The organism is Hymenobacter psoromatis, assembly GCF_020012125.1.
Taxonomy (GTDB): Bacteria; Bacteroidota; Bacteroidia; order Cytophagales; family Hymenobacteraceae; genus Hymenobacter; species Hymenobacter psoromatis.
The window spans coordinates 4,331,768-4,346,499 of the sequence record NZ_JAIFAG010000001.1; the positions used below are offsets into that span (position 1 = coordinate 4,331,768).

At 62.7% G+C, this 14,732-nt stretch carries 12 protein-coding genes and 1 tRNA gene; 6 read left to right on the forward strand and 7 right to left on the reverse strand.

What is annotated here, in order from left to right; genetic code table 11:
- Window positions 1–26: 26 nt before the first annotated feature.
- Window positions 27–932: a dihydropteroate synthase gene (gene folP / locus LC531_RS18700; protein WP_223652995.1), complete on the forward strand. Its 906-nt coding sequence runs from the start codon at window positions 27–29 to the stop codon at window positions 930–932.
- 88 nt (window positions 933–1,020) lie between these two features.
- Window positions 1,021–1,830 (forward strand): diadenylate cyclase CdaA, encoded by an 810-nt coding sequence (gene cdaA / locus LC531_RS18705; protein ID WP_223652997.1) that lies wholly within the window; start codon window positions 1,021–1,023, stop codon window positions 1,828–1,830.
- A 24-nt stretch (window positions 1,831–1,854) separates the two neighbouring features.
- On the opposite strand, the gene LC531_RS18710 is transcribed toward cdaA, so the two are convergent.
- The gene (locus LC531_RS18710; RefSeq protein ID WP_223652998.1) at window positions 1,855–2,286 is read right to left on the reverse strand and encodes an STAS domain-containing protein; all 432 of its coding nucleotides are present in this window, start codon (window positions 2,284–2,286) and stop codon (window positions 1,855–1,857) included.
- Between the two features lie 349 nt (window positions 2,287–2,635).
- Between LC531_RS18710 and LC531_RS18715 the strand changes: the two genes are divergently transcribed.
- Window positions 2,636–2,941 (forward strand): KGG domain-containing protein, encoded by a 306-nt coding sequence (locus LC531_RS18715; RefSeq protein WP_223653000.1) that lies wholly within the window; start codon window positions 2,636–2,638, stop codon window positions 2,939–2,941.
- Between the two features lie 157 nt (window positions 2,942–3,098).
- Here LC531_RS18715 and LC531_RS18720 read toward each other — a convergent pair whose 3' ends face one another.
- From LC531_RS18720 to LC531_RS18735, 4 genes are all read right to left on the reverse strand, one after another.
- A complete protein-coding gene (locus tag LC531_RS18720; RefSeq protein WP_223653002.1) occupies window positions 3,099–3,743 on the reverse strand; it encodes a response regulator transcription factor in 645 nt (214 codons plus the stop codon).
- 111 nt (window positions 3,744–3,854) lie between these two features.
- Entirely contained in the window at window positions 3,855–5,060 is a 1,206-nt protein-coding gene (gene kbl, locus LC531_RS18725) for a glycine C-acetyltransferase (RefSeq protein ID WP_223653003.1), read from the reverse strand.
- A 21-nt stretch (window positions 5,061–5,081) separates the two neighbouring features.
- Window positions 5,082–5,681 (reverse strand): PH domain-containing protein, encoded by a 600-nt coding sequence (locus LC531_RS18730; protein WP_223653005.1) that lies wholly within the window; start codon window positions 5,679–5,681, stop codon window positions 5,082–5,084.
- A 327-nt stretch (window positions 5,682–6,008) separates the two neighbouring features.
- Window positions 6,009–6,320, reverse strand: coding sequence for a hypothetical protein (locus tag LC531_RS18735; RefSeq protein WP_223653007.1), 312 nt, complete (start codon window positions 6,318–6,320; stop codon window positions 6,009–6,011).
- A 191-nt stretch (window positions 6,321–6,511) separates the two neighbouring features.
- Between LC531_RS18735 and LC531_RS18740 the strand changes: the two genes are divergently transcribed.
- Together LC531_RS18740 and LC531_RS18745 are read left to right on the forward strand one after the other, a co-directional pair.
- Window positions 6,512–7,501: an NAD-dependent epimerase/dehydratase family protein gene (locus tag LC531_RS18740; protein ID WP_223653008.1), complete on the forward strand. Its 990-nt coding sequence runs from the start codon at window positions 6,512–6,514 to the stop codon at window positions 7,499–7,501.
- Between the two features lie 129 nt (window positions 7,502–7,630).
- A complete protein-coding gene (locus LC531_RS18745; RefSeq protein WP_223653009.1) occupies window positions 7,631–8,935 on the forward strand; it encodes a hypothetical protein in 1,305 nt (434 codons plus the stop codon).
- Window positions 8,936–9,038: 103 nt separating this feature from the next.
- Here the strand turns inward: LC531_RS18745 and LC531_RS18750 are convergent.
- A tRNA-Arg gene (locus tag LC531_RS18750) sits at window positions 9,039–9,113 on the reverse strand.
- A gap of 22 nt (window positions 9,114–9,135) precedes the next feature.
- Entirely contained in the window at window positions 9,136–10,410 is a 1,275-nt protein-coding gene (locus tag LC531_RS18755) for a Pycsar system effector family protein (RefSeq protein WP_223653010.1), read from the reverse strand.
- Window positions 10,411–10,595: 185 nt separating this feature from the next.
- Between LC531_RS18755 and LC531_RS18760 the strand changes: the two genes are divergently transcribed.
- The gene (locus LC531_RS18760; RefSeq protein WP_223653011.1) at window positions 10,596–14,726 is read left to right on the forward strand and encodes a metallophosphoesterase; all 4,131 of its coding nucleotides are present in this window, start codon (window positions 10,596–10,598) and stop codon (window positions 14,724–14,726) included.
- The last annotated feature ends 6 nt before the right edge of the window (window positions 14,727–14,732 follow it).

Below are 14,732 nucleotides of genomic sequence, written 5' to 3' on the forward strand. Positions count from 1 at the left end.
TCGCCCTACCCCTCCCCACCCAGCTGATGCCCACTGCCCCCGCGCTACTCCCGGCCGACTTACTCACCAACTCCTTTACGCACTTACTAAAAAGCCCCCACGGCCGGCTGCTCGACCTGCGCCGGCCGCAGGTGATGGGCATTCTCAACGTTACGCCCGACTCGTTCTACCCCGGCTCGCGCCTAAGCCCCACCGATGAGGCCGCCCTGCTGCGCCGCGCCGCAGCCATGCTCGCGGCCGGGGCCGCCGCCCTCGACGTGGGCGGCTACAGCTCACGGCCGGGAGCCGACGACATCAGCCCCGACGAGGAAAAAGCCCGCCTGCTGCCCGCCCTGGCGGCTTTGCGCCGCGAGTTTCCCGCCGCGTTTATTTCTGCCGATACCTTCCGGGCCGAGGTAGCCGCCGCCGCCGTGGCCGCCGGGGCCGACATGGTGAACGACATTGGCGGCGGTACCCTCGATGCCGATATGCTGCCCACCGTGGCCCGCCTGCAAGTGCCCTACTGCCTGATGCACATCAAGGGCACGCCCCAAACCATGCGCAGCCTGGCGCAGTACGACGACGATATTGTGCTCACGCTGCTACGGTTTTTTCGCGACCAGCTCGACCAGCTGCGCCAGGCCAACGGCGGCCAGCCCCGGCCCGACGTGCTGCTCGACCCTGGTTTCGGCTTCGCCAAAACGCCCGCCCACAACCATGAGCTGCTGCGCCGCCTGCCCGAGCTGCGCCCCCTGGGCCACGGCCTGCTGGTGGGCCTCTCGCGCAAAGCGATGGTGTACAAGCCCTTGGGCCTGGGCCCCGAAACAGCCCTCAACGGTACCACTGCCCTGCACGTGCTGGCTTTGCAAGGCGGCGCGCGCCTGCTGCGCGTGCACGATGTGGCCGAGGCCCGGCAAACGATAGCGCTGGTTTCGGGCTTTTCTGGTTCTTAGTTGCTGGTTCCAAGACAAACGCCTGGAACCAGCAACTGAGAACTTGTAAGGAATCACGCCGTTCTTTGCTTACTCAATTACTTTAAATTTGACGCTTCCCTACCCTTTTCACTTTCTGCACATCGGCCTGACCGACGTGGCCGACGTGCTGTTGGTGACCGGGCTGCTGTATCAGCTATACAAGCTGCTGCGCGGCTCGGTGGCCCTCAACGTGGCACTGGGGCTGCTGAGCGTGTACCTGCTCTACCTGGTGGTGGAGGCCCTGGGGCTGGGGCTGCTCACGGCCATTCTGGGGCAGTTTATGAGCGTGGGCGTACTGGCCAGCATCATCCTGTTTCAACAGGAAATCCGGCGGTTTTTGCTCAATGTGGGCAAGGTAGCGCTGGAGGGCGGCGGGCCGCTGGGCTGGTGGCGGCGGCCGGGCCGGCCGGCGGCGGGCGCGCTCCGCATCGCCGCGTTCACGGAAGCGGCCAAGAGCCTGGCGGGTAAGGAAACGGGTGCGCTTATCTGCTTCAGCCTCAGCTCCGACCTTAGCTCTTACGCCGAATCGGGTGACCGCCTCGACGCCGAGCCCAGCAAGCGCCTGCTACTGGCTATTTTCCACAAAACCTCGCCCCTGCACGACGGGGCCGTGATAGTGGCCCAGGGCCGGCTGGTGGCCGCCCGCTGCATCCTGCCCGTGAGCCAGAACCCTGAGGTGCCCGCTTCGCTGGGCCTGCGCCACCGCGCCGCCCTGGGCCTCACCGAAGCCTCCGACGCCGTGGTGCTGGTGGTGAGCGAAGAAACCGGCCAGATGAGCCTGGTGCGCCACGGCGAAATATACCAGGGCCTGCCCGCCGCCGAGTTAAAAGCCCGCTTGCACGAATGGCTGCAAGCTACTCCCCCGGCCGCCGCCTAGCCCGCGCCACGCACGCCAGCACCCCTACGCGGCCAGGAGCGGCGGCAAAATGGGGGTAGGATGCTGGAGCCGCTCGGGCAACAAAAAGCCGGGCCCTTGGTAGCCGGCCGCCGGCAGCAGGTGCAGGCCAGGGTGGCCGGTGGCTTGCAAGGCGTGCTGCATGGTGGGCAGCAGGCCGCACCAGTGCAGCGTCGAGCCCAGGCGACCAGCGTAATCTACGGCGCGCCGCAGCGTTTGCTGGCCCAGGTGCGTGAGGGTATGCAGCTGCTGGCAGTCAATCCAGGCGTGCGGGGGGCGGTTTTCGAGCACCTGCTCCAGCGCTTGCAGCAGGTGCACCGCGTTGGCGGGGGTAGCGCAGCTGCCACGCAGGCTCATGCCCACGTTGCGCTGGTAGCTGCCCAAATGAATAGTAAGCGAGCCCAGAGGTAAAATCAGCAGAAAAAACGCATCGCTCATGGCAGAGAAAGGCAAACAGCCGCTGCGCAAAGGTAAAAGAATCTACTCTTAAAGTAACGAACAAAACACTGATTTTCAGTAAGTAGTTCTACGTGTTTTGCCAAAGTGCTTTGGTAAGAAAATAAGGAAGTTCCGGGGCGTAATAGTCCAGCTACGTATTTTCCGCAGCAGCAGCGGCACCAGGCGTGAACGGGGCGGGAAATATACGCAGAGGTGCTCCGTATTAGTTGGTAATTATCTGAAATATAAGGCCTTTAGTGAGATGAAGCCAGGCGAGTATGCGTACTTTCAGTATCCGGAAGGCCAAGTGGTCTTTTGTTATGCTGAACCCCTTTATCCTCCTTTTCCTATGAACCACGCCCTCGCTTCCGCAGCTCCGTCTGCCAACACCCTTTCGGCATTCAAAACTCGCCCGGCCGCCCGCGTGGGCGACGGCAGCCGCACCAGCCGCCGCGGCTTTGCCAGCATGGACCCCGCCGAGCAGCGCCGCATTGCCAGCGAAGGCGGCAAAGCTTCGCACGCCAGTGGCCAGGGCCACAAGTGGACGGCCGACGAGGCCCGCGAGGCCGGCCGCAAAGGAGGCCTCACTAGCCGCCGGGGCCCCAGCCGCCCTACCGGGGCTGCCCCCGCCAAGGCTGCAAAAGCCACTAAGTAAGTCAGTTGGGAATTAAGAGTTAAATACCTTTCTGAAAAGATTTTAACTCTTAATTCCCAACTATTTTCTAAATAAATTGGCCAGCTGATACTGGCATTTGCAAAAGCCCGGCCCCTGCGCACCTGCGTGGGGACCGGGCTTTTTTGGGGGGGTAGGGCTACGTAAGTAGCCCCTGCGTCACGGCCAGGCGAATGAGGGCGGCCGTATTTTTGGTCTGGGTTTTTTCCAGAATGTTCTGGCGATGCGTCTCAATAGTGCGCTTGCTGGTGAAGAGCTTTTCGGCAATCTCGTTAGTAGTAAGGCCCTCGGATAGCAGCTGAAGCACCTCAGTTTCGCGCCGCGACAGCCGGCTGACTTTATTGGTTTCCTCGGGCTCCTCTTCTTTGGCCAGCACCTTGCGCAGCATATTCAGGCCCAGGTCGCTGCACAAAAACTGCCGGCCCGCGATAACCGTTTGGATAGCCACCAGAATTTCGGCCTTTTCGGCGCTCTTGAGCACGTAGCCCGAAGCGCCCGCGTCGAAGAGCTGGCCAATGTAGCGCTCGTGAGCCAACATACTCAAGATGAGCACCCGCACCTGCGGATACTCGATGCGCAGGCGCTGGGTAGTGGCCAGGCCGTCGAGCACGGGCATGTTGGCATCGAGCAGCACCACGTCGGCGGGCGTGGTGGGCAGCAGGTCGAGCAGCTCCTGGCCGTTGCCGGCCTCGCCCACTACCTCAATGCCGGGCTCGTGGGCCAGCAGCGCCCGCAGCCCATCGCGCACGATGGTATGGTCATCGACTAAAAAAACCCGATTCATAACGGATAGAAAAGCAAAGAGTATAGCAGCCCGACAGTGTACGGCGCACGAGCCGAAACGGCTGAAGGCCAACGGGTAGTCCGCACCGGTCGCATGGCGGCCGGCACTCGGCTAGGCGGCCGGCTGCAACACCCCCAGCTCCCTACCCACCTTCGTGAAGGCCGCGATAGCCTTATCCAGTTGCGCGCGGGTGTGGGCCGCGCTCAGCTGCACCCGAATGCGGGCCTTGCCCTGCGGCACCACGGGGTAGTAAAAACCCACCACGTAGATACCCTCATCGAGCATTCGGGCCGCAAACTCTTGGGCCAGCTTGGCGTCGTAGAGCATGACGGGCACAATGGGGTGCTCGCCGGGCGTAATATCAAAGCCGGCGGCCGTCATCTGCTGGCGGAAATACTGCGTGTTCTCGGCCAGCTGGTCGCGCAGCTGGGTGCTTGCGGTCAATAATTCCAGCACGCGCAGCGACGCGCCCACAATGGCCGGGGCCAGCGTATTGCTAAATAGGTAGGGCCGCGAGCGCTGGCGCAGCAGCTCGATTATCTCGCGGCGGCCGCTGGTGAAGCCGCCCATCGCGCCGCCTAGGGCCTTGCCTAGCGTGCCGGTGATGATATCTACGCGGCCCATCACGCCGCGATGCTCGTGGGTGCCGCGCCCGGTGCGGCCCAAAAAGCCGGTTGAGTGGCACTCGTCTACCATCACCAGGGCCTGGTACTTATCGGCCAGGTCGCAGATTTTATCTAATTGCGCGATGGTGCCATCCATCGAAAACGAGCCATCGGTGACGATGATGCGGTGGCGCGTGCCCTTGGCCACGGCGGCTTGCAGCTGCTGTTCGAGGTCGGCCATATCGTTGTGGGCGTAGCGGTAGCGCTGGGCCTTGCACAGGCGCACGCCGTCGATGATGCTGGCGTGGTTGAGCGCGTCCGAAATAATGGCGTCGCGCTCATCAAAGAGCGGCTCGAATACCCCACCGTTGGCATCGAAGGCCGCTGCGTACAAAATGGTATCCTCGGTGCCCAGAAACTCGGCGAGCTTGGCTTCCAGCTCTTTATGAATGTCCTGGGTGCCGCAAATAAAGCGCACCGATGACAGCCCGTAGCCGTGCGAGTCAATAGTCGCCTTGGCGGCCTTGATGACCTCGGGGTGCGAGCTGAGGCCCAGGTAGTTATTGGCGCAGAAGTTGAGCACGTCGCCCGCCTCGCGGGTATCAATTTCTGCGCCCTGGGGCGAGGTAATCACGCGCTCCTTTTTATAGAGGCCATTGTCTTTTATCTCTTGAAGCGTCTGCTGAAGGTCAGCTTGCAGGGTACCGTACATGGGGTGGGGTAGGGGATAATTTTAAAACAAAGTTGGGAAAATTAGCTCGTCGCCGGGTTGCCAGCAGATGGTGCGCGGCACCGTATGGCGGGCAGCGGCCGGCATAAGCTCTTGGGGACCAAGAAAAGAATACATCAAACAGGTCACCAGCAGTTCAGTGCCGTCTTGCAGGATAAAAATCTGGTAAGAATAAACACCTCTAAAGCCACGAGTAGCGTATTCTGTTATCTGCACTGCATCGGCCAGGGCAAAGCGTAAAAAAATACCGTTGTTACAATACTCAGCCCGCGACTCCTGACGGTGAACCGTCAACGTAGCATCCTGGTCGTGTCGCCAATAGCTGAGATGCAGGCGTAGTACGAGGAAGCTCCAGCCCAGGCTAAACAGCGCCAGCGCGCCCAGCAAGCCGGCTACCCCCACGTTGGGCCGCGTTGCCAGCAGGCCAGCGATTATCAGCAAAAAACCTGCGAAAACAATAGTTATAAGCAAACAATACGCAACCCGCCAAATACGCGTGGTAAACACCACAATGGGTTTATCAAGCTTCTGGCTATCAAAATACAACGCATAAGGTGTTCCTAAAAGAAATAGCAAAAGCACAAGAGCCAGTACTACTAACATACTCCGAGGTCGTCTGACCTTGCCGCACGCAGCAAAAACGCCTGTCCGTTGGGCATTAGCTACTGCTTTTGTACGGCTAGAATCCACTTAATGCGGGTGCTGAACTCCAGAAAATTGATGCTGATGGTGCGCTGCCAGCTGGTAGGCTGCACGGGGGTAAGGTATTCGAGGACCGGGTAGCCAGCGGGTAGGTAGCGCGGCTTATTAAACAGGGTAATGGGATAATTGGCCAGCGAGAGCAGTTAAAAGAAGTAGACACAACAGCAGAAAGCGCAGTAGCAACCAAGTAGAAAGCATTTTACTGCTTTATTGTGAAGGCTGACCGGATTAGTATTCGCCGTTGTACTCCACAAAGCTGGTGCTGGTAAATCGGCGCACGTGGTGCGGAATGTAAGCCCCGGCCGCGCCGGGGGCGAGGCGCTCAACCCAGTCAATGGCTTCGAGCACCAGCGCATCGGTAGCAAAAACGGCTTCGTCCAGAAACCCCGTTAGCAGGGCATCCGGGCCAATAAACTTCAGGCAGAGGTAGCCGTAGCCGGGGTTGGCAATAACGAGGTCGTGCAGCTGGGCCGGGGTGTGCTCTTTGGCCTGGTCGTAGAACCTGACCACCAGGTCGGCCCCGTCTCGGAAAATTGCCACCTCACAAGAAAAGCTGGTGCCGGTAAATTTCATGAATAAGCTGCCGGGCAAAAGGCACCCGACCACCGGAGCCTGCGCCAAGTACCAAAAGTAGCGGGTCGGGGCCGGGATAGCCAAGACACTGCCTTGGGCCTGGCCGTATCTTTGCAGCCTGCTCTGCCTCCCCCTCCCTACCCCCTCAGCTTTCGTTTATGACTACCCCGCCCAGCGGCCCTACCCCCCCTACTCCCGGCAACGTGCTCGTTATCGGCGCCTGCGGCCAGCTCGGGCTGGAGCTGACGGCCGCCCTGCGCCAGCGCTACGCCCCCGAATCTGTCGTTGCGGCCGACGTGCGCCCGCCCCAAAACCCCGCCGCCCTAGCTGGCGGCCCCTTCGAGTTGCTCGACGTGCTAGACCAGCCCCGCCTCGAAGCCTTGGTGCGGCAGTACCGCCCGGTACAGATTTACCACCTCGCCGCCCTGCTCTCGGCCACCGCCGAAAAGGACCCTGGCTTTGCCTGGAAACTCAATATGGATGGCCTACTGAACGTGCTGAACTTAGCCGTGCAATACCAGGTGCCGCAGGTGTACTGGCCCAGCTCCATCGCCGTGTTTGGCCCCGACACGCCCCGCGAGCACACGCCCCAGACCACCATCATGAATCCCAACACGGTGTACGGCATCAGCAAGCTGGCCGGCGAGCAGTGGTGCGAGTGGTACCACCGCCACTACGGCCTCGATGTGCGCAGCCTGCGCTACCCCGGCCTCATTGGCTACAAGAGCCTGCCAGGGGGCGGCACCACCGACTACGCCGTGGACATCTACCACCAAGCCGTGGCCGCCGTGGATTTCGAGTGCTTCCTGCGGCCCGATACGCGCCTACCCATGATGTATATGCCCGACGCGCTGAAGGCTACCCTCGACCTGATGCACGCCCCAGCTGAGTGCATCCGGGTGCGCACCAGCTACAACTTGGCCGCTATGAGCTTCTCGCCGGAAGAAATCGCGGCCAGCATCCAGCAGGAAATGCCCGATTTCCACGTCACGTACAAGCCCGATGGCCGCCAAGCCATCGCCGACTCGTGGCCCGCCAGCATCGACGATGCGGCCGCCCGCCAGGACTGGAGCTGGCAGCCTGAATATGACCTGGCCAGGATGACGCACGACATGCTGGCCCACCTGCGCGAGCCGGTAGCGGCTTGAGGATAAGGCGGCTGACGGGATTGTAAACAGAGAGGCTGGGACTTTAAAAAGGGGGCTATAAAAAGGTGAGATAGTATGGATAAAGCATGAAAATAACTCCTACTTTTAGGGGTTACTTCTGTTTATTCTATGCTAGCACGCTTACTTTATCTCGTCATCTTTTGCCTGGGCTGCTCTGCTCGGCTGTTGGCCCAGACCTACGAGCCTGGCTACCTGGTGCGCAGCACCGGCGACACGCTGCGGGGTGAAATCGAAAATGCCTTCTGGGACCAGCCGCCCACGTTTATTCGCTTTCGGCCGGCGGCTGGCGGCACTAGCCAACTGTTTCAGCCGCGTCAGCTGCGGGCCGTTAGCTTCACGAACGGACGGTTTTTTCGCTACGAAGTGCTGCTGCTGGACCAATCGGCCGAAACCCGCCTGGCGTACCTGCCGCGGGGAAGCTACGTAACTATGGAGCCCGACTCGGTGCTGGCCGATGTGCTGCTGACTGGTCCGGTAGAGCTGCTGCGGGTGGTGCTGCCGGGCGCGGTGCACTACGAGATGCGCCGCGCCGGCCAGCCGCCGCTGCGCCTCAGCCAGCGGCAGTACCTGCGCGAAACCGACACCGGAAGCTGGCAGGTAACCGACGGCAACAACTACCGCAGCCAGCTCGACATGTACTTTATCGACTGCCCGGCCGCCGGGCAGGTGGCCCAGCGGGTGGCGTTTACGGCGGGCGGGCTGGGCGCGGTGGCCCAGGCCTACGCCCGCAACTGCGCCCCTCCTACCGGCCCGCCGGCCCGCAGCTGGCTGGCGCAGGCCCGGCTCCGGCGGCGCACCGCGCTGCGGGGGGGCGTGCTGGCAGGCGGGCGCTACAACCACATTGGCAGCGCCTCGGGGCTGGTGGAGGGCAGCTGCACCGACTGCCTGCCCCATCCCTACGGGGGCTTCTACGCCGAGCTGCTGCTGCCGGGCCGCACCACGGCTATTTATGGCGAGCTGAGCCTCAGCTCGTTTCGAAGCCAGGACGCGTACTACGTGGGCTACGACCCTACCACGGGCAATACCCAGTATCAGGTATCGGGGTTTCGGGCGGCGCTGGGCACGGCCCGGCTGGGCCTGCGTCACTTCTTTCCGCTGCCCCACGACCAGCAGCTGCTGCTGGGCGCTGGCTACGAGTACAATACCGTGCTGGTGCAGTCGCCCGCGTCGCCCATTAAAGACTATGGGTACGCTTTTTTTGGCAATGCCTTTGCCGTGCCCACCCTGCTGCCGGGCCTGGAGCTGGGCTGGCGGCGCCAGCGCCTGACGGCTAACCTCAGCGGCCAGCTTTATTACCAACACGACGATACGGGGCTGGGCAACGTGTTATTTGGTAGCAGCTGGGCCGCCCGCTTCGGCTTGAGCTACCGCTTGGGCCGCAACACCGACGACGCGGCCCGCCCCCAGCCCTGAGCCACCCGGCGGGGGTAGGGGCCGCCTGCTCCTACCCCCGCTGAACGCGCCCGCTACCAGCAGCAACGGCTGGCCTCCCGCGCGGGAGGCCAGCCGTTGCTGCTGGTAGCCACGAGCAGATTCGAACTGCTATCAAGCGTTTAGGAAACGCCTATTCTATCCCTTGAACTACGCAGCCAAGCCCCAAAGGTACGGCGCGGCTACAGCTTATAGGCGAGCACGATGCCGAAGGAGAGCGCCGTGAGGATGAGCCCGACCATGAAAATGGAGTAGCTCACCCGCAGCAGCTTATACTTGCGGTCGAGCACTTCGCCGAGGTAATATACGTCGGTCACCATGTTGGTGTAGAGCGTGTCTTTCTGGCGCATCAGCTCGCGCATGCCCTCCTGGAAGTGCTGGAGGCTGAGCTTGGTGAACTGCCCGAAAAAGAGCAGGTTAACGCGCCGGTTGGTGGCAATGGCGGGGTTCTTCTTCAGCCACTTAAAGCTCGTCACGTCGGGCTGCGCTGAGAGGATGGCCGAGGTCACGGAGCCTAAAGCCGTAATAAGCAGCACGCCCATCGGCACGGCCAGGATAGGGTTGCGGGCAAAGTTGGCGTCGCCCGTCACCAGGTGCGACGATTTAGCCCCCAAATACGTGATTATCACTGATAAGATAACCGCGTTGAGCTGAATCATCATGCCCGCCTTTTTGTCGGCCATTGCCGAAAGCCGCATGTGGTTGGAATACATGGTGCGAAACATCGTCTCGATGCCCCGCTTGGGCTCGGCGAAGGTATCGGTGGCCTTTTTCTTCCTCTTTTTCTCTTTCCTGGCGGCCTTCTTCAGCAGGGCGCGCTGCTCGTCGATGTTGGCTTTGAGGGCTTTTTTGTAGCGCGCTTTGCCCGCCTCCGACTGGTAGTGGTGGGCCAGCATGAAATTGAGCTGCAGCTCGGCCCACTCGGTATCGGCGTACGATTTATCGAGGGCCAGCTCCCATTCGGCGCGAATTAGCTCGGCGCGGCCCCGGAAGTCGGCAGCGGCCAGGTTGCTCATATCGGCATCGACCAGCAACTTTTCCAGCTCCGTGGTGGCCGGCTCGTTGCGGTGCGTGGCCCGGATAAGGTTCTTTATCAGTTCGATGCGGGTGGGGGCTACCCCCTGCTCGCGCAGCCAAGCGGCGGCGCGCTCCATGCTCCGGTACTCGTGGCCGTCGTAGGTATCGAGGTAGCCCGTGTCATGAAACCAGGCGGCCAGCAGCAGCTCTTCGGCCTGCGGGGGGGGTAGGGCGGCGGCATCGGCCAGGGCGTGCGCCTGCTTCACCACGTAGGCCGTGTGGGCCAGCGTGTGGTAAGTGAGGCGCGGGCTGAGGCCGGCCCGGAGCAGGGACTCAACCTGCGCCTGCGCCCGCTGCACCAGCGCCGACACCGCCGAGCGGGGCGGCTTGGTAGTAGAGGCAGCGGCTTCGGCGGCGGCCGGGAGGGTAGGGGTTGCCATAAGTCAGCGCAAGAAACAAACGCCGGGCCGGGTTGGGCTAGGAGGTAGGAGAAGGCAAAATTAGTAGGGTGCGGGGCTTGTCCCCGCCCACCGTTGCGCGTTTTGCGCCCGTTTCGTGCAGCGCCGGGCGGGGGTAAGCCCCGTACCCTACCCCCGCCGCCCGCATCCGCCTTAATTTTGTCTTCATGACGCTACTGCTACGCCTGTTGTTCTGCCTGAGCCTGCTTGCCGCCCTACCCCTGACCGCCGCCGCGCAGCTGGAGGAATTGGGCGAGGCCGGCGAGTCCGACGTCAACCCCCTCAACCCCAAGCCGAATTACCGGGGCAAGGCCCTGGGTTGGGAAAAAAATCTGCCGCCCGATTCCAGCCGCCTGCGCTACTCAGTGTTTCTGATTGGCGACGTGGGCAGCCCCATTTCGGCCGGCCGGGGCGGCGAGCCGTCGCTCAATCTCATGCGGCGCGAGATGCTGCACGCCGGCCGCAATAGCGCCACCATCTTCCTGGGCGATAATATTTATAACCAGGGCATGCCGCCCGAGGATGCCTACGACCGCAAAACGGCCGAGAGCCGCCTCAATGAGCAGCTGGATATCTTGCGAGGCTACAAAGGGGAGAAGTACATGACACCCGGCAACCACGACTGGATTCAGGGCTCGAAGGACGGGCTGGCGCAGGTGGTACGCGAGCAGGTGTACGCCGAGCATTACCTGGCCCAGGATTCGGCGGCCTTCTCCTACACCGGCGACTTTATGGTGCCGCGCGACGGCTGCCCCGGCCCCTACGAAATCCGGCTGCGCGACGACCTGGTAATGATTGCCCTCAACTCGCAGTGGTTCCTCACCGAGCAGCAAAACCGGCCCTACGGCGACGCCTGCGGGGCCGATACGGAGGACGAGGTGTACGCGCAGCTGGAAGAAATCATCAAGCGCAACAAGGATAAGCACATCCTCATCGTGACGCACCACCCGCTGTACTCGGATGGTATTCACGGCGGGTACTTCACGTTCGCCGACCACGTATTTCCCCTCAGCATAGTGGCTAAATACGCCTTTTTGCCGCTGCCGGGCATTGGCTCCATTTATCCGCTGGCGCGCAAGTACGGTGGCATTTCGCAGGATTTGGCCTACCCCGCCTACCAGGATTACAAGAAAAACCTACTGGCCATTTTTGCCAAGTACCCGAATATTATTTACGCCAACGGGCACGAGCACAACTTGCAATACTTTGAGGATGAGGGTGCGCGGGCGCACTTCATCACCAGCGGCTCGGGCTGCAAAACGCAGCACGTGAAGGACGGGCCGGGCGGCGGGGCCCTGTTCTCGGACAAGGAAAAGGGCTTTGCCCGGCTGAACTACTACGCCGACGGCCAGGTGTGGGTCGAGTACGTAATTCCCACCGACAGCGACCACGGCAAAACTGCCCATCTGGCCTACCGCCAGCGCGTGTACAAGACCCTGGACCGCGGCCCGGCCGCCGCCAAGACTGGCGGCCCCGGCGCGCCCATCAGCCCTTTGCAGCCCGACCCCGGCCCGGTGCAGGGCACCCGCGCCCCGGCCGGCCTGGCCCAGACCCGCAAGGGCAACCAAAGCCAGGATGCCCTGGACCGGGCCGCTTCGCGGGCCGCCCTGACCGCCGCCGAAGATTCCCTGAAACGCGCCCAGCCCACCGGCGCGCCCGTGGTAACCTCGACCGAAAAGCGGCCCGACTACCGCAACAGCACCGTGACCGTGGCCGTGGACCCGAGCTACAACCAGCACGGTAAGTTTCACAACTGGCTGCTGGGTAGTCACTACCGCGCCGAGTGGGCGACGCCGGTGACCTTCCCGGTGCTCGATATCCAGACTGCGGAGGGCGGCCTCATTCCGTATAAAATGGGCGGCGGCAAGCAAACTGCCTCGCTAAAAGTGCGCAACGAGGCGGGCCGCTACTTCAGCGTGCGCGGCATCGACAAAGACCCCGCGGCCGTGCTGCCCGAGGGCTTCCGCACCGGCCTGGCACTGGCCGTGCTTCAGGACCAGGTGTCGGCGCAGCACCCCTACGCGGCGTTCGTGCTACCCCCCTTGGCCACGGCGGCGGGCATTTTGCACCTGAACCCGCACTACGTGTACGTGCCCAACGACCCGGCCCTGGGCCAGTACCGCGAGAAATTTGCCAACACGCCCGCCGCCCTCGAAGAAGATGCTAAGGGCAGCCAGAGCCAGGATGCCTCGCTGGGCTTCGCCACCAAGCTGGTGAGCACCGATAAGATGCTCGAAAACCTGCTCGACGACAACGACAACCAGGTAGACCAGGCGGCGTTTGCGCGCTCGCGGCTGTTTGATATGTGGATTGGCGACTGGGACCGCCACGAGGACCAGTGGCGCTGGGCGCAGCACAAGAACGAGGACGGCGACAAGACCTACACCGCCGTGCCGGAGGACCGCGACATTGCCTTTTTCAAGGGTGATGGCGTGCTGCCGACGCTGGCCTCCAAGAAGTTCGGGGTGCGCAACTTGCAGAATTTCGGCTACGACTACGGCGACTACAAGGGCCTCAACCAGACCGGGCTGAGCAACGACCGGCTGTACCTGAGCGCCGTGACTCGCGCGGAGTGGATAAAGCAGGCCAAAATCATGCAGGCCCAGCTCCCGGATTCGGTGATTGAAAAAGCCTTCGCCGAGCGCTGGCCCAAGCAGATATACGCCCTGCACGGGGCCGAAATCGTGGCCAAGCTCAAGAGCCGCCGCGCCCTGCTGCCCGACGTGGCCGGCAAGTACGCCGACCTGCTGGCCCGCACCGTGGAGGTGCGCGGCTCGCAGAAGAACGAGCAGTTTACCGTGACGCGCCTACCCCACCACCAGACGCGGGTGCTGGTGCAGAAAATCAGCAAACAGGGTAAGCTGAGCAAGGTGCTCTACGACCGCACCTTCGACCGCAAGACGGACGAGATTCGCCTCTACGGCATCAGTGGGCACGACGTGTACACGCTGACCGGCGACCAGCGCCAGGGCCACAAAATCCGGATTGTCGGCGGCACGGGGCGCGATACTATCACCGACGACTCCAGGGTGGCGGGCGTGCGCCACCGCACCCAGATTTACGATGCCGACACGGGCAACGTTATCCTGAACCGGCGCGGTGAGGCCCGCCTGCGCCTGGAGCCGGGGGTAGAGGTGAGTCGCTACGACCACCCGCACCGCTTCGACCTCAAAGACTACCGCCTCAATTACACCGGGCCGGCGCTCTTTTTGGGGTATAATATTGACGATGGCCTGCTAATTGGGGGTGGCGTGACGCACCGACGCTACGCCTTCCGGCGCGAGCCTTTTGCCTCGGAGCAGACGCTGGAAGCCAACTACGCCCCCGCCCGCCAGGCGTATAACCTGCGCTACATGGGGCAGTTTACGAGCGTGTTCGGGGGCAAAACCGACCTGCACGTGGCGGCGCAGTTCTACGGCCCGCAGCTGCTGTATAACTTCTTCGGCATCGGTAATAATACCCAGAACTACGCCGTGGAGCACGAGGACCGGCCGACAAACCGCTCGGTGAACCGCGACTACCGGGTGCGCTTCGACCGCCTTTACCTGGCCCCGACTTTGGAGCGCAAGCTCTTCACCTTCGGCAAGGTGGGCTTCGGGCCGCAGCTCGACCGCTTCCGGGTGCAGGAGTCGCCCATCGGCGCGGTCATCGCCGATAGCATCAACGCGGCCGGCGGCGCGTACCAGAACGAGCGCTTCGGCATCCGCCGCTCCGATTTTCAGATTAATACCTACCTGGGCGGCCTGTTCTACCTCGACTTCGGGGCGCAGTCCACGCCCAAAGACCCGCGCATCGGCATCAAGTGGCACAACGAGGCGCAGTACAATTTCCAGCTTGGTACTAATGGCCTGCGCTACGGCCGCCTGGCCACCGAGCTAAAGGCGTACCTCACGCCCAACTTCCCCTTCCGCCTCACCTACGCCGGCCGGGTAGGCTACCAGCACAACATCGGCGACTACCGCTTTTACCAGGCCAACACCCTGGGCGGCACCACCAACCTGCGCGGCTACCGCCGCACCCGCTTCGCGGGCCGCGACGCGCTCTACGGCAACTTCGAGGCCCGCCTGCACCTCTTCAAGTTCAATGCCTACCTCTTCCCCGGCACCTTCGGCATCATGGGCCTCACCGACGCGGGCCGCGTGTACTCCGGCAACGATACCCGCACCGGCCTGGCGGCCTTCCACACCGGCTTTGGCGGCGGCGCGTTCGTCAACATCCTCGACCAGGCCGTAATAAACGCCACCTATTCAGTGGGCGAGGAGTGCCTGGTGTTCGTGGGGTTCGACTTCCTGTTTTGAGGGGGG

What these genes read in the sequence shown, in the direction of transcription:
- folP (WP_223652995.1), top strand. Translation starts at nt 27, where the DNA reads ATGCCCACTGCCCCCGCGCTACTCCCGGCCGACTTACTCACCAACTCC.
- LC531_RS18710 (WP_223652998.1), bottom strand. Translation starts at nt 2,286, where the DNA reads ATGAGCGATGCGTTTTTTCTGCTGATTTTACCTCTGGGCTCGCTTACT.
- LC531_RS18715 (WP_223653000.1), top strand. Translation starts at nt 2,636, where the DNA reads ATGAACCACGCCCTCGCTTCCGCAGCTCCGTCTGCCAACACCCTTTCG.
- LC531_RS18720 (WP_223653002.1), bottom strand. Translation starts at nt 3,743, where the DNA reads ATGAATCGGGTTTTTTTAGTCGATGACCATACCATCGTGCGCGATGGG.
- kbl (WP_223653003.1), bottom strand. Translation starts at nt 5,060, where the DNA reads ATGTACGGTACCCTGCAAGCTGACCTTCAGCAGACGCTTCAAGAGATA.
- LC531_RS18730 (WP_223653005.1), bottom strand. Translation starts at nt 5,681, where the DNA reads ATGTTAGTAGTACTGGCTCTTGTGCTTTTGCTATTTCTTTTAGGAACA.
- LC531_RS18740 (WP_223653008.1), top strand. Translation starts at nt 6,512, where the DNA reads ATGACTACCCCGCCCAGCGGCCCTACCCCCCCTACTCCCGGCAACGTG.
- LC531_RS18745 (WP_223653009.1), top strand. Translation starts at nt 7,631, where the DNA reads ATGCTAGCACGCTTACTTTATCTCGTCATCTTTTGCCTGGGCTGCTCT.
- LC531_RS18755 (WP_223653010.1), bottom strand. Translation starts at nt 10,410, where the DNA reads ATGGCAACCCCTACCCTCCCGGCCGCCGCCGAAGCCGCTGCCTCTACT.
- LC531_RS18760 (WP_223653011.1), top strand. Translation starts at nt 10,596, where the DNA reads ATGACGCTACTGCTACGCCTGTTGTTCTGCCTGAGCCTGCTTGCCGCC.